At 60.1% G+C, this 14,407-nt stretch carries 12 protein-coding genes; 2 read left to right on the top strand and 10 right to left on the bottom strand.

The window, feature by feature from the left end; all coding sequences use genetic code 11:
• Positions 1 to 8: 8 nt before the first annotated feature.
• From ACWGZX_RS14165 to hflK (ACWGZX_RS14195), 7 genes are all read right to left on the bottom strand, one after another.
• Complete coding sequence (locus tag ACWGZX_RS14165) at positions 9 to 791, bottom strand: HvfC/BufC family peptide modification chaperone (RefSeq protein ID WP_452628745.1); 783 nt, start codon at positions 789 to 791, stop codon at positions 9 to 11.
• A complete protein-coding gene (bufB, locus tag ACWGZX_RS14170) occupies positions 782 to 1,627 on the bottom strand; it encodes an MNIO family bufferin maturase (protein WP_452628746.1) in 846 nt (281 codons plus the stop codon). Before bufB ends, ACWGZX_RS14165 begins: the two co-directional genes overlap by 10 nt.
• A gap of 68 nt (positions 1,628 to 1,695) precedes the next feature.
• Complete coding sequence (bufA2, locus tag ACWGZX_RS14175) at positions 1,696 to 1,950, bottom strand: BufA2 family periplasmic bufferin-type metallophore (protein WP_452628747.1); 255 nt, start codon at positions 1,948 to 1,950, stop codon at positions 1,696 to 1,698.
• A gap of 118 nt (positions 1,951 to 2,068) precedes the next feature.
• Positions 2,069 to 3,979, bottom strand: coding sequence for a cation-translocating P-type ATPase (locus ACWGZX_RS14180; protein ID WP_452628748.1), 1,911 nt, complete (start codon positions 3,977 to 3,979; stop codon positions 2,069 to 2,071).
• Positions 3,976 to 5,034, bottom strand: a complete 1,059-nt coding sequence (gene hflK / locus ACWGZX_RS14185) for a protease modulator HflK (protein ID WP_452628749.1) — start codon at positions 5,032 to 5,034, stop codon at positions 3,976 to 3,978. Before hflK (ACWGZX_RS14185) ends, ACWGZX_RS14180 begins: the two co-directional genes overlap by 4 nt.
• Entirely contained in the window at positions 5,031 to 6,068 is a 1,038-nt protein-coding gene (gene hflC / locus ACWGZX_RS14190; RefSeq protein WP_452628750.1) for a protease modulator HflC, read from the bottom strand. Before hflC ends, hflK (ACWGZX_RS14185) begins: the two co-directional genes overlap by 4 nt.
• Positions 6,065 to 8,023 carry a protease modulator HflK gene (gene hflK / locus ACWGZX_RS14195; RefSeq protein ID WP_452628751.1) on the bottom strand — a complete coding sequence of 653 codons (1,959 nt, stop codon included), beginning with the start codon at positions 8,021 to 8,023 and terminating at the stop codon, positions 6,065 to 6,067. The genes hflC and hflK (ACWGZX_RS14195) overlap by 4 nt, the downstream gene beginning before the upstream one ends.
• Positions 8,024 to 8,239: 216 nt before the next feature.
• Between hflK (ACWGZX_RS14195) and lpdA the strand changes: the two genes are divergently transcribed.
• A complete protein-coding gene (gene lpdA, locus ACWGZX_RS14200) occupies positions 8,240 to 9,640 on the top strand; it encodes a dihydrolipoyl dehydrogenase (protein ID WP_452628752.1) in 1,401 nt (466 codons plus the stop codon).
• A 136-nt stretch (positions 9,641 to 9,776) separates the two neighbouring features.
• Here the strand turns inward: lpdA and ACWGZX_RS14205 are convergent, their stop codons facing one another.
• On the bottom strand, positions 9,777 to 10,250 hold the full coding sequence (locus tag ACWGZX_RS14205) for an Lrp/AsnC family transcriptional regulator (protein ID WP_027926238.1): 474 nt from the start codon (positions 10,248 to 10,250) through the stop codon (positions 9,777 to 9,779).
• Between the two features lie 145 nt (positions 10,251 to 10,395).
• Here ACWGZX_RS14205 and ACWGZX_RS14210 point away from each other — a divergent pair, with 145 nt between their 5' ends.
• On the top strand, positions 10,396 to 11,025 hold the full coding sequence (locus ACWGZX_RS14210) for a LysE family translocator (RefSeq protein ID WP_452628753.1): 630 nt from the start codon (positions 10,396 to 10,398) through the stop codon (positions 11,023 to 11,025).
• Positions 11,026 to 11,028: 3 nt separating this feature from the next.
• Here ACWGZX_RS14210 and ACWGZX_RS14215 read toward each other — a convergent pair whose 3' ends face one another.
• Both ACWGZX_RS14215 and ACWGZX_RS14220 read right to left on the bottom strand, forming a co-directional pair.
• Positions 11,029 to 13,146 (bottom strand): hypothetical protein, encoded by a 2,118-nt coding sequence (locus ACWGZX_RS14215; RefSeq protein ID WP_452628754.1) that lies wholly within the window; start codon positions 13,144 to 13,146, stop codon positions 11,029 to 11,031.
• On the bottom strand, positions 13,133 to 14,329 hold the full coding sequence (locus ACWGZX_RS14220) for a DUF3142 domain-containing protein (RefSeq protein WP_452628755.1): 1,197 nt from the start codon (positions 14,327 to 14,329) through the stop codon (positions 13,133 to 13,135). The genes ACWGZX_RS14215 and ACWGZX_RS14220 overlap by 14 nt, the downstream gene beginning before the upstream one ends.
• Between the last annotated feature and the right edge of the window lie 78 nt (positions 14,330 to 14,407).

Below are 14,407 nucleotides of genomic sequence, written 5' to 3' on the forward strand. Positions count from 1 at the left end.
TTCTATAATCAGCGAAGCTGCAACCAGCCATCGTGAATCCACTGCTTAAGCCAGGTAACAGCTTGAAGTGGTGCGCCCTCTCCATAGATGACTGTCAATTCAGAGCACAGTTCAGCAAAATTCCAGTCCCGCTCAAACATGCCTTTTAGAGCGATGGCCTCTAGAGGCTCCAGGCTCCGATACTGGCAAACAAGATCATTTCGACAAATCACCACCACATGGGGATCGTCGAGCGCCGTACTGCCGGGAAACGTAGTTTCATCCTTTACCGATCGCCAAAGCGCCACACTGTTGAAAGCAAACTCCAGCCATTGCAGTGAAGGACTGGGGCTGACTTGCAGCGTCGGCCAGTCTTGTGGTGCAAAAATCACCATATCCTGCATCGTCAACGGCGCTCCTGGAGGCGCATCGAATGCCAGCGTGAAAGCCCATTCAAATGCCGCCAGTTCGGCCAATGGCGCACTTTGCTCAGGCACCAAATGTTGGCGAATGAACGCCTCGAAGCCTTGCCCAAGCCAACGAAGGCTGTAATGAGCCGAAGGGTTATGGCGCAAATAAGCCGCCGCTAGCTGTTCAAACTCTTCGTCACCCAGCCAATTAAGGATCGCCGGATAGTCGCCGCGCAACACTTCCTGAAGCCGCGCTTGATAAGCATTGTGATAAATCGCCAGCCCGGTGCTGACATCCAGCGTCGGGCCGCCGATCAGGCTTGAACCGAGCGCGATATCAGCCGTCGAAGACTCTCCCAACAGGTAACATTCAAAGGCCAGTTGCCAATCGTTCAGGCGCATTTCTGTCTCCGGGCCAACACGCCCTCGCCCAGCTCCCGGGCTTTTTGCAGTTCAGTGAGCAATTCTTCAAAAGGCGGGAAATGGTCATCGCGCTCCAGCAACGTGGCGACCGGGCCGAGGTAGTCGAGGGTTCGTTGGTAAAGCGCCCAGACTGGATCGCTGACGGGATGGTCATGGGTGTCGATGACGTAATCGCCGTAATCGCTGTGGCCCGCCAAGTGAAGTTGGCGAATCTTGTTCGCTGGCAATCCTTGAATGAATGTCCACGGATCGAAGCCATGATTGCGTGAGCTGACATAGACGTTATTCACGTCCAGCAACAACTCGCAATCGCTCAGCCGACTCAGTGCTTCAAGAAATTCCCACTCGCCGAAATCATCGCCAGCGCTACGCACATAGCTGGAGACATTCTCCAACACCAGTGGACGCTGCAAAAAGTCTTGCACCTTACGCACTCGGTCCGCGACGTAATGAAGGCTTTCTTCGGTGTACGGTAATGGCAGCAAATCATGAAGCTGATGGGCGTTGCCGCGGCTCCAGCACAAGTGATCGGAAATCCACGCCGGTTTTACTCGATCAGCCAACAGTCTGAGTTGTTGCAGATAGCCCGGATCCAGCGCATGAGGCCCGCCGATGGACAACGATACGCCATGCATCACCAGCGGATAACGCTCGGCGATGGCATCAAGGTAGTAGAGGGCTTTGCCGCCCTGCACCATGAAATTTTCGGAGACGACTTCGAACCAGTCCACGGCCGGCGACTGATCAAGAATTTGTTGGTAGTAAGCACTGCGTAAACCCAGGCCGTAGCCCAGACACGGAAGGGATGCAGACATTTGCGGACTCCTCGCAAAATGGCCGCAGTGGCAAGGGGGAAACCACCGCGGCGCCAAGCGGTGGTCGGTTATGCGCCGACCTTGCCACCGGCTTTCATGCATTCGGTCTGAGTCATTGCCTTGAAACCGTGACCTTTGCAAACACCTTGCCCCTTACAGGCGTTTTCTGCGGTTTTGCAATCGTTCATGCCTTTGCACGATGTCACGCCGTAGCAGTGAACTTGAGGTGCATCGGCGGCCTGAGCTTGAGTGGCAACACCGGCAAACAGAGTGGCAGCGGCGAAAGCGAGAGCAGCACCAGCGGTAGCGGATTTGAAGTTCATTTTTGTATCCTCGGTCATCGTCAGGTTTGTCGGCTGGAACGTTGTTCAGTCCCGACACAGCACTAGAGCGTGCTGCCCCAACGGCGTTACAGAGGCAGGCAAAAAGTTTTCGATTCGCTCAACTGTCTTCCTTGAGCTTGAGCAAGGGCTCCTGAAACCGCAGCAAACGTCCGGCGTTGCCCAGCACCAGCAACGTGCTCAAGTTATGCAGCAACGCTGCAATCATCGCCCCTGCCGCGCCGAGCCAGCCAAAAGCGGCGAAGGCAACAATCGCCAGGGTCCAGCCCAAACCAATGATCACATTGACCTGCAAGGTCTGGCGGCATTGGCGACTCAAGCGCACACAGGTGCCGAGCCGACGCAGGTCGCTGCCGATCAGCACGATGTCTGCCGAGGCCAACGCAATGTCGGCCCCTCCCGCGCCCATGGCCACACCCACGACACCGGCCTTGAGCGCCAGTGAGTCGTTGATCCCGTCCCCGACCACCATCGGCCGGAAGCCGCTGCCAATTTCTTTAAGCACGCGATTGAGCTTGTCCTCAGGCAACGCCTGGGCCTCGACATCGCTGATGCCGACATCGCGAGCCAACGTGTGCGCGACGCTCTGCCGATCCCCGGTGAGCAGCAATTGTCGACCCAAACCCAATTCACGCAGCTCACTCAAGGCAAATCGCGCCTCGGGTTTGACGCTGTCGGCCAGCAATAGCCAGGCGAGAAACTCACCGTTAAGCGCCAACCCTGCTATCGGACCGTCATGATCAGGAACCGCCGATGTAGCAATGCCCAATTGCGCGAACAACTCCGGGCGACCAAGCGCCGCCTCGCCCTGCCCGGTCATTGCCACCACGCCCAGCCCCTGGCGCTCGTGGATATCCGACAGCAGCAGAAAATGCTCCTGCGTCACCAGCCCGGCGAGCGCACGACTGACCGGATGACTGCTGGCCGAACCAAGACTGGCGGCCAGTTTCAGGACGTGACTGCGGTCTTCCAGCGGACTGTCGATCGACTGCAAGCGCAAGGTGCCGAACGTCAGCGTGCCGGTTTTATCCACCACCAACGACGTCAGGTCTGCCAGCTCTTCAAGAAACGCCGAACTGCGGATCAGAATGCCATGTCGCGCCGCCACCGCCACCCCGGCAATGGCCGTCGCCGGCGCCGACAACACCAGTGCGCAAGGACACGCCGCGACCAGCACCGCGAGCATCGCCTGTGCATCATTGGTGACGAACCAGGTCACCGCGGCCAGCAGTAACACCAGCACCATGTAGCTGCCGGCATAACGCTCCAGCAAGCGAGTAATCGGTGGCTTGGAGCGTTCGGCGCTTTGCATCATCGCGATGACTTTGCCCAAGGTCGATTCGTTGCCGGTGCGGGTCACTTCAATACGAAGCAGACCATCGAGGTTGATCGCCCCGCCGAATACCTGCATGCCCACGCCTGCTTCGATCGGCACCGACTCACCGGTAATCGAAGCAGTATCGAGGCTCGCCTGACCAGACAACACCCGACCGTCCGCCGGCACGCGATCACCGGCGCGCACCTCGACCAGATCACCGGCCTTGAGTGTGCTGTTGTCGATTTCGAGAATAGAGCCATCCGCCTGAACCTTGCGCGCATGACTGCGGGTGAGTTTGCCGAGTGCGTGAATCGCCTCCTGAGAACCGATCACGCTACGCTCTTCCAGGACGTGGCCGAAAATCATGATGATCGGTAACAACGCGGCAGTCAGCAGATCACCGGTGGCCCAGGCGCCGAGCATGGCGAGCGCGATCAACTGGTCGGTGATTCCGTGCAAGCTCGGGTAGCGCAGGCTGTACCACGCCGAACGCATCACCGGCACGGCCACTAACAGCGACGCAATCCCGAGCAGTAATTGACTGACGCCAGTCTGCTCCGGCGACAGCCAGCGCCAGATCAGGCCGAGCCCGAGCAGACCCAGGGCGAGCATGGCCAGCGTCAATTGGCGAGCGGCGCTGCGTTGTTCGGCCGAGGACAACATGCTTGGTGCGGCGGCGGTGTGCGCGGTCATTGGGTAGCTCCCTGAATGATCAGGCGGGAATCGTCTTTCGGATTGACCGTGGTCACTGAACCCGCCTGGCCGAGAATTTTCGGCATCCTCTCGCGGTAAATGCGCAGCAGCATTTGTGGGTCAGTGCCCTGCTGTTGCGCCTTGGCCAGGCTCAGTACAGTGGCGGTGTCGGCAGACGCTTTTGCCAACCGTTCGCTGGCTTGGGCATGGGCCACTTGCAGCGTTCGATCCGCCTGTTCGTTGGCGGCCTGGGTCGCCTTCTCGGCGTCGGTGCGCGCGTTCGCCACCGCTTTGTCGGCCTGCTGACTCGCGGTCAGTACTGCGTTGAAGGCGTTCACCGCAGGACCGGGCAGACTCGATTGCACGTCGACTCGGGCGACTTCAATACCCAACCCCTGCCCTGTTGCTGTCAGCTCGGCCAATCGTTGATTAATACCTTGCACCAGATCACCGCGTAGACGTTCACGTCGTTCAGCCGCCTGATTGTCGGCGCCGATCAGCTCCGGACGCGCTACCAGAATAGTGTCCAGATCTCGCGCCGCGGTCAGGGCCACAGCGCTGCGGGTGACTAGCCGATCCAGCGCTGGCAGCACATGTTCACCTTGCAGCACGAAGGCATACGGCTCGGTGACTTTGTAGAACACCCGCACATCGAGTTGCACCACGCCGGCATCACCCGTCAGCAAATAGCCGGAACCGGCGAGTGCATCGCTGAGCGGCGTGGCAAACGTGGCAGCTCGATCAGCCTGCAAGGCGACATCACTGCGCAGAAGGTTTTCCACTCGACGTTCGATAATGCGATCTGCCGCTGGCAGTAAAACCACCTGCTCAAAAGGTCGCGGCCATGCCAACAACAAACCGGCGTTCTGGATGCGATCCAGCGCACCGAAATGCAGGACCACCACGCGATTCTGTGGGTCAATTTGCCGCACATTGGAGAACGCCCAGGCTAACGCGGCGAGAACGGTCACCGCGTAAAGCGCGAGAAAAGCCAGGCGCCCGGCCTGAATCCAAGGGCTACTTAACTCATGTGTTCCACGTGGAACTAAACTCATGGCTGCGACCCGGACTTGTTTTCGAGGGTCGGCGGTCCGTCAACCAATACCCGAAATGGCGCAGCATCCGTGCGCAATATCAGTTTGGTGCCTGGCGAAACGATGGTGCCCAAGGTGTCGAGTGAGCGCAGCAAGTTGTACAACTGCGGAGATCCGGCATACGCACGGCCGTAAATTTGCGCCGCTTCGACACGCGATTGAGCTTCGATATCAGCGGCTTTCACCGTTGCATCGGCTTGCACGATTCGCGCATCCCGCTCAGCGGCGGAACGAATTTGCGCGGCTTCGCGCTTGCCGATTGCAGTGCGTTCGGTGGCGATTGTTTCACGCTCGGCGCGCATGCGATCCACGGTGGCGGTCAGCGTTACTGACGGTAAGGTCAGACGCTCGATACCGACTTGCAGAACGCGCACGCCATACGTGGTGAGCAACTGCTGATCGATCTGATGACGAAGTTGCGCTTCAAAGTCGGCAATGTGAACTTGATTGGCGTCAGTGTTGACCAGGTTCGCCAAGTCAAAACTGGCGGCTGTGGTTTCCAGCGCAGAGCCTACAAATGTGCGGATCTGCCGAGCTGCTTCATCCGGCTGATTCTGCACCGCGCGCATGAAACGTTGCACATTGTCCGGATCGCCCTGCACCTGCCACGCCACGTAAGCCTGAACGATGATGCGCAATCCATCGCGGGTGCCGACATCCTGCAATCCACTGGAGGTGGTGCGCAGACGCAAGTCGACAGGAATGGCAGCTTCAAACGGTGCAGGCCAGCGCCAGCCAAGACCCGGCTCCAGCAAAACCCGCGAAGGATTACCGAAGCGCGTGATGACGGTGGCCTCCCCCGAGCGAACTTGAACCAGGCTTGCGGCTGCAATGGCAAAGGCCACGAGCAACGCCGCCCAACCCATGCGTCGCCAGGGAAACGGGCCGGCTTCTTGTGGATCGCCGTGGTGATGATGGTGACCGTGGTGAGGCCCACCATGGCCGTGATCGTGGCCGGCGTGGTCATCGTGATCGTGTGTGTGCGACTGGCTCAATGGGTAGCTCCTGGCTGGGCGCTCGTACGCGGCGACGCAGGATCAGCCGGCAGCGTGAAAGTACGGAGGTCGATGGTTGGCGCATTGCTGCTGCCGCCCAAACGATGATCAAGAATCAGCAGCTTGGTGTTGGCCAGGCCCTGGCTCAGTTGGCTGAGGTATTGTTCCAGCACAAAAGCCTGACCGGCGCTGGCGTAGGCTTTCTGCTCCGCGCTGAATTTCAGGTCCGCCGCCTGGGCCGTGGCGTTGATTTCATGAGCGCTGGCGGTCGCTCGATCGCGCGCAATACTCGCTTGTAGTTGCGCTAAATTGGTCGCCTCGGCGGCGGCACCGCGTTCCCGCGAGATTAATGCTTGAGCGCCGATCTGCGCTGCCTGCACACCGTGATAGGCATTGGCGGCGCCGGCCGGTGGATGAATCGCCTCGACCACGGTGGCGAGAATTTCCACGCCACTGTCCAGTTTCTGCAGGTCAGCCTGCACGGCACGACCGATCTCTTGCGCGAGCCCTACCCGGTCTTCGCCGAGCAACCCATCAAGGGTTCGCGAGGCAAAGTCATGCACCAGAATCCGGCTGGCGGTGCTGCGAATCAGCGTCGGTACATCGGCACTGTTGTAGGTCGCCGCCAACGCCGCTTGATCGGTCAGGCCGATGCGATAGACGAAACGCACGTCCATGTTAACGATCTGGAAGCTCTGCTTGTCGGCGCGGCTGCTGGCGATGACCTGGGATTTGTCGTTCACATGACTGGCGTCCCATAACCGATTGGCAATCGCCGGTGCCGGGCCTTCGGCGGGCTCGGGCACAACCGGTGCCGACGCTTCGCCAACGCTGGTGGCCAACTCGTGAACCACGCCGTTTTCAACCTTCAGCACCCGGCCCAAAGGCCACGGCAGACCGGCGTGCAAACCAGGACCGAACACCTCCACCGGTTTGCCGAAACGCTCGTAGATACCCCGCCCCTGCAACGGTATTTCGTGAATGCCGGTGAGTGACCAGCCGACGACGGCAACCACCGCCAGCACCGGCAAAAACGCCCGGCGCATGTAAGTGAAGGCCCAGATTTGCCGCAAGTCGATGCCGAACCGATTGTGCAATTCGTGCTGCAAGGCGAGCAGTGGTTGCGGCGGCCAGCGCAGCATGTCAGCGACAAAACTTCGCGCCAGCAATGCAGGTTCGAGTTGTACGCGCTGTGGACTGAACAGCGACAACACCGCACGCAGCAGCAACTCGACTGCAACCAACCCCGGCAGTAAACCGATCAGCACCGCCAATCGCACTGGCCACACCGATGTTTCACTGGCGAACAACAGACACAATGCGCCAAGCACCAGGCAAATGATTGCCACCCGAGTCAGTTGCGCCAGTGCACCTGCCTCTGGCCATTGGGCGACGTTTTCCTGAGCCAGTTGCCGCTCAGCAACCAGCAAGCCGAACGCCAGCAGCAACGCCAGAGCAGCCCCGACACTGGCCGATAACCCCAGCGCTGCGGGCGGTAACGCGAGGTTCCAGAACTGACTGATGCTGAACAAGGTCAACAGCGCCCAACCGCCGAGCCAGAGGGTTGGCGCGCCGATCTGGCCAAGCATGCGTACCGAGCGCCGACTGAGCCCATCCAGCAATCGCTCATACCAACCTTCAGGCGCAACAATTTCGTCAACGACCACCACGGGTGGCGTCGGGTTCATTGTCTGTGCACGCCACCGCGTAACCCACCAGGCTGATTGCAGACCGGCAACCAGCACCAGCAAAGCGGCGCTCTGATTTACCAGCAATGCGCCCCACAGCGACTGTGGCGCAAACAATCCGACAAATAACGCCAACACCAGCCCGAGCGCTGTCAAAGCACTCAGGCCAATGGCGAACTGACGCAATCGTCGCCCCTGAAAGACCGCCTGCTGAAAGCGCGGCAACCCTGCTACTTGCGCGCCATCGACTTCGAGATCGACTTGCATACCACCCCAGTGTTTATTCAACGCGGACACCGCATTTCGTTACGGTATAACGAAAGCGGTGAAATTTCTGTTCTAAATCCCTCTATCTAAAAACGCTGAACCTGTCGCTTGGCTGAAGCCTTGACCGAAACAGCGCGAAGCGCACATATTACGCTCGTAATTTTAGCCAACTACTACTTTTAACCAGCCCGATCCCTTCACTTCAGGAGTCCATCCATGAGCAGCTACGACGTCGTGATTCTGGGCGGTGGCCCCGGCGGTTATAACGCAGCGATCCGTGCAGGCCAGCTAGGTTTGAAAGCAGCATGCGTCGAAGGTCGCGCGACCCTCGGTGGCACCTGCCTGAACGTCGGCTGCATGCCGTCCAAGGCGCTGTTACACGCTTCCGAACTTTACGACGCGGCCATGGGTTCGGAATTCGCCAACCTGGGCATCGAGGTCAAACCCATCCTCAACCTTGCTCAGATGATGAAGCAAAAGGATGAAAGCGTTACCGGGCTGACCAAGGGCATCGAGTTTCTGTTTCGCAAAAACAAAGTCGACTGGATCAAGGGCTGGGGCCACATCGACGGGCCAGGCAAAGTCACGGTCACCGACAGTGGCGGCGGCAAAACCGAGCTGAGCGCCAAAGACATCATCATCGCCACCGGCTCCGAACCCACTCCCCTGCCGGGCGTCGACATCGATAACCAACGCATCCTCGACTCCACCGGCGCGCTGTCGCTGACCGAAGTGCCAAAACATCTGGTGGTGATCGGGGCCGGCGTCATTGGCCTGGAGCTGGGCTCTGTGTGGCGGCGCCTGGGGGCTCAAGTCACGGTAGTCGAATTTCTCGACCGCATCTGCCCGGGTGTGGACGTTGAGGCCGGCAAAACACTTCAGCGTTCATTGAGTAAACAAGGCATCACCTTCAAGTTGAGTTCGAAAGTCACCCGCGCCACTGCATCGGCGAGCGGTGTTCAGCTCAGCATTGAACCGGCGGCGGGCGGCACCGCCGAGTTGCTGGAGGCCGATTACGTGCTGGTGTCGATCGGTCGCAGGCCTTACACCCAAGGCCTTGGGCTGGAAAACGTCGGCCTCGCCACAGACAAGCGCGGCATGCTCGCCAATAAAGGGCACCGCACCGAAGCGGCGGGCGTGTGGGTGATCGGCGACGTCACGTCCGGGCCGATGCTCGCCCACAAGGCAGAAGACGAAGCCATGGCCTGCGTGGAACAGATCGTCGGCAAGGCTGGTGAAGTGAATTACAACCTGATTCCCAGCGTGGTCTACACCAAACCGGAGCTGGCCAGCGTCGGCAAGACCGAAGAGCAGCTCAAGGCCGAAGGTCGCGCGTACAAGGTCGGCAAATTCCCATTCACCGCCAACAGTCGGGCCAAGATCAACCACGAGACCGAAGGCTTCGCCAAAGTGCTGGCCGATGAACGCACGGATGAAATTCTCGGCGTCCACCTGGTGGGTCCGAGCGTCAGTGAAATGATTGGCGAGTATTGCGTGGCGATGGAGTTCAGCGCCTCGGCCGAGGACATTGCGCTGACTTGCCATCCACACCCGACACGGTCCGAGGCGTTGCGCCAGGCGGCGATGAATGTGGAGGGGATGGCTACGCAGATGTAAGGTTTTAAGTCTTTTGCAATCAGGTCTGGCCCCTTCGTCGGAACGCCGCCCGGAGCAAGCCCGCTCCTACAGGTGATTTGTGGCGTTCACAAAATCAGTGTGGGAGCGAGCCTGCTCGCGAAGGGGTCGACTCGGTCTAAAGCGGCAAATGCCCCAACGGCAACGCCCCCGGAGTTTTCACCGTGTGAATCGCAAAGTTACTGCGAATATCGCTCACACCCGGCAACTTCAGCAGCCGCTCGGTAAGAAAGCGGTCATACCCGCGCAAATCCGGCACCACCACTTGCAGTAGAAAATCCGATTCCCCGGACACCAGAAATGCCGAAATCACTTCCGGCAGCGCCGTCACGGCCACGCGAAAGGCTTCGGCTTGCTCGTCGTTGTGGCGTTCGACTTTGACCCCGACAAACACCGTCAGCCCAAGCCCCACCTCGTCGCGATCCAGATTGGCCTGATAGCCGCGAATCACCCCTGCTTCTTCCAGCATTCGCACCCGACGTAAACAGGGCGAGGCGGACAAGCCGATTTCGTCGGCCAATTGCACATTGCTCAATCGACCGTCCCGTTGCAGGGCCGCGAGGATCTTGCGGTCGTAGGCGTCCAGTTTCATGTTTTGGCAGATCCTGATGGCTAGATCGTGTTGAAGCAGCAGGTTATGCCAATTTTCCATACTTTAGAAGCTGACTACGCAACCACCTGCCCTGCCCTTGCGCCCTAGACTGGCACTACCGAATCGACAACGAAAGGGGCGCAACATGGCAGGACTCTGGCTGTTTTTCATGGCACTGGCAGTAGTTTATTTGCTGCCCGGACCGGACATGATCCTGCTGCTGCAAACCGGGGCCCGTCAGGGTAAAGCGGCGGCATTGGCAACCGCGATAGGCTTGGGCATTGCCCGAGGTTGTCACGTTGCATTGGCCGCGCTGGGGTTGGCGGCGTTGTTCAAGGCCGCGCCGTGGACCTTCGATGTGGTGCGTCTGGCCGGTGCCGCGTACCTGTTGTGGATCGGTATTCAATGCCTGCGCACCACGATGCTGCCGAACCTGAACGGCACTGACGCCACAGCAGCAAAGCCACGCTGGACAGTGGCGATCCAGCGCGGTTTGCTCACCAATCTGCTCAATCCCAAGGCGTTGCTGTTCTGTTCGGTGCTGCTGCCACAGTTCATCGATCCACACGCAGGATCAGTGCTCACGCAGTTCGCAATCCTCGGCATGGTGCTGGTCAGTGTCGGCTTCATCTTCGACAGCGCCTATGCGCTGGTCGGCGCGGCGCTGGGCCGTTGGCTGCAACGCAGTCCTTCGGCCCAGCGGCTCCAGCAATGGCTGTTTGGCAGCCTGTTGATCGGCTTCGCGGTGCGGCTGACCTTCGTGCAACAGGCGTAAGCCTTACTGCTCCCGTCGGCGGCGACGATTGATCAACAGCAACGCCACTGCCGTCACGACGATGACACCGCCGTACTGCAATGGCCGCTTGTAAGGCCGCAGAACCGAACGCGTCGCGTCAGTTGCCTGAGTCACATAACGTTTGCTGGCATTTTCGAAGTCGGGATAAGGGCATTGGTGACCGAAATTCACCGCCCAATCCACATAAGGTCCTTCCTTCACATAGCGTTGATACAGGGCACTTTGCTCTTCAAGGCTACTGTTCCAGCCCGCCGCCGCGCACAGCACTGCCGCAAAGGCCTGGCTGGTGTGAGGCAAGTTATCGGCGGCGCGACTGGCCAATGCCGTGGCCACAAAGCGATAGTGATAGCGCTCATCGGGTTTGGCGGCACTGGCTTGCTGACGCTGAACTTCACCTTCGGCGACTAATGGTCCGACTTTCAGCTCCGTGTTTTCGAGGCTGTAATTGCCGCCAAACGTGGCGTAGTCGGGAGCCATTTCGTAGCCGAGAATGTCCATCCCCCACTCGCGCGCCGTCCAGGCTGCATTGAACAGGGCAGCGGCGCGTTTGGTCGGCCACCACGCGGCGTCCGCCAGCTGACGTTGCTGCGCATACAACCGGGCTTTTTTCTGTAGATCGGCATTGTCGAAATACGCCAGCGCTTCGTCGTATCGCTCTTCGCGCAGCAATCGGCGTCCGAGCAGATTGCGCAATTTTGCTGCCACCGGAAGCGGTACGTAGTTGTCACGATCCTCTTGGCTCAACGGAGGTGGCGCAGGCACCTGCGTGTCGACGTAATGCTTGAGTTCATCGACGGTCAGCACCCGTTCGGCCACCGTCGCGGCATCGAGCCAGTAGATACTCTGACTGCGATACAGCTGATCGAATGCTTGTAGATAATCCCCGCGTTGCAGCGCAAGAATCGCACTTTCACCCTCGACCCGGCACTTGGGTTGAAGCGTCTCGTAATCAAAGTCTGGCGTGCGGCGATCACCCCACGATTCATTCTGCGGGAACGCCTGAGCAGCCTTGGCATACGCCGCAGCCGCTGCGTTTTTATCGCCATCGCGCAACGCCAGTTTCGCCCGCAACCACCACGCCAGGCCGCCGTCGCCGGCGTGTTCGAGGAAGGCCTTGGCGCTGGTGTAATCGCCTTGTTGATAGTTCATCGCGGCCAATCGATCCGCGTTATCCAGGCTGCCGCGCGTGCTGCTTTGCAGCAGTTTGATCAGTTTCAATTCGTTCGCTGGTTGTTCACCGAATGACCAGCCCAGGCGGCTGATCAAGGACGCGGTCACCAGTTGTTGCACCGGTTTATCCTTGAGCAGCGCGCTCAATTGATCGTCCGGCATCGCCAACAGATCCGCCATCAACAGCTTCAACGAGGTGTAACCCACCGCCGAGCCGTGGAGGTTTTGCGCGGCGTAGAGTTCGATGGCGCTGTCCCAGTCGCTGGCGGTACGGGCCACGCGAGCTTCTTCGCCGAGGCTGGCGACACCGAGCTCCAGTGGGTCGCTGAAGCCGTCGATGCTCAGCTGACGGGTCTGCTCGAACGCCGTTCGCGCCTGCGCCAGCAGATCGGGCGACGCTTGCGCCTCGGCGCTCATGGCAAACAGCGCCCGGCCCAGCGAGTACGCCGCCCAGGTACTGCGCAAGGCGCGTTGATCGGCCGGCAACGCCAGCACTTTCCGGAAGTAGTCGGCGGCCAATCCATGATTGCCCGCACTGAACGCCACAGCGCCCGCCAGATACAGCCTGAGCTCGGCCGGCAGGCTCGTGCCCTGCGCTTCGACTTGATGTGCATCCGTCAGGCTGCGCAGTTGTTTCACCTGCGCTTGCTGTTCCGCCGTTAGTCCTGCCTGCTCGGCGGTGTCTCGCTGTTCTATGTAGTCAGCCGCCTCCATGCCGTTGGGGGACTGCGCGACATGTTTGAGCCCCGTGATCGCCTGCCCGAGACGATTGATCTCAAACTGAAAGTTACCTTCGGGGAGCTCTGCCAGCGACTGTCCACGGTTGTCCAGCAAGCGCATCGGGAAATCCGGTCCGCAGGCCAGCGCCGAACCCAGCGGCAAGCTGAGGCTTAAACAAAGCAGATGGCGGGGCCAGTTACGGGTGAACATTCGAACCTCCTTGATCAATTTTTGTGCAGCGCGCCCAACCGACCGCTCGCTGTCCACCGGCCGCTATCCGGCCGTCGCTAAGGCGGGTGAAGGTAAGCAGATCCGGGCTCTGTTGCAACGCATAACCGGCCAGCGCATCGGCGCCATCACAGCCCTCGACGGCCAGGGTCACGCGTTCAGGCCAAGCAGTGTCGAGGTTGCCGTGGTTGCTGATGCTGATGTCATAGAGGCCGTCTTGCGCACTAAGTTTCACACTCAAGCGACTGTCGAGCGTATCACCGCGAGCCACCGCGCCCAGGGTTGTCAGGCTCCAGGCCCGGCGGTCGCCCGCCAACGGCAGGCGAAACCAGATCAGGCCGGCCAGATGAGTCGGCGGATCGGCGCGCAATTCAGCGGCAAGTGTGCTCAGTTGCCGCGGATCAGCCAGCAGTTCCCGGCGCTCGCCGCCCCGCCCCACCGGCACCTCGCTTTCCACAACCGGTGCGCCACTGGCGCTTGGCAACAGGGCCACACCATAGGCCGGCAGCGCCAGATAGAACGGTTTCGTCGTGAGGCGACTCCAGTTTCTGGCCCACTTTCGCGCCTGATCCGGGTCGAACAGCCCGCGTCTTGGATCGCTCACCGCGTGCACCTGCAACACGCTGCTATCGACAGTCAATAGAAGAGCCGGCAACTCGGGACTGTCCAGCCACGCCGGTAACGCCGTAATACTTAGCGACAAAGTCGCCGGTAAAACTGCACGCAGCTGCGCCAGAAAAGTTCGATAGGCCGGTAGTCGGGCGTTGCCCGCATCGTGGTCAATTTCCACGCCGGACAACGTCAGCCCCTGCTCTTGCCAGTCGCTGAGCACCTGTTGAATCTGCGCCGTTACTTCGTCCTGGTCCAACGACTTGAGCTGACCATCCAGACGAATCACCGCAATCAGCGGCCGCCCATCGCGTTTGAGCAGCCCCGGATCGATTCGCGCCCGACGCCAGCCGGCCTGAGGAAACGCCTGCAAAGCCAGCACCCGTAGCGTCGAAAAGTCCGCACGACTGTCGCGCAGGGCAACGTCATGGGCCGGCGTCCATTGCCGTTGCCAGACGTAGAGCTGCTGATCGAGCGGTGGCGCGTCTTGTTGCTCGCAACCGCTGAGCAGCACCAGCGCCGCCAACAAGGCGATCAAACGCGTGAAAAACATCATGAGAAACCTTTGAGCCAAAGCGGACCTTTGTAGCAGCTGCCGAAGGCTGCGTCCGGCTGCGAAGCAGTCGTAAAATCA

Source organism: Pseudomonas sp. CLCA07, from assembly GCF_053615335.1.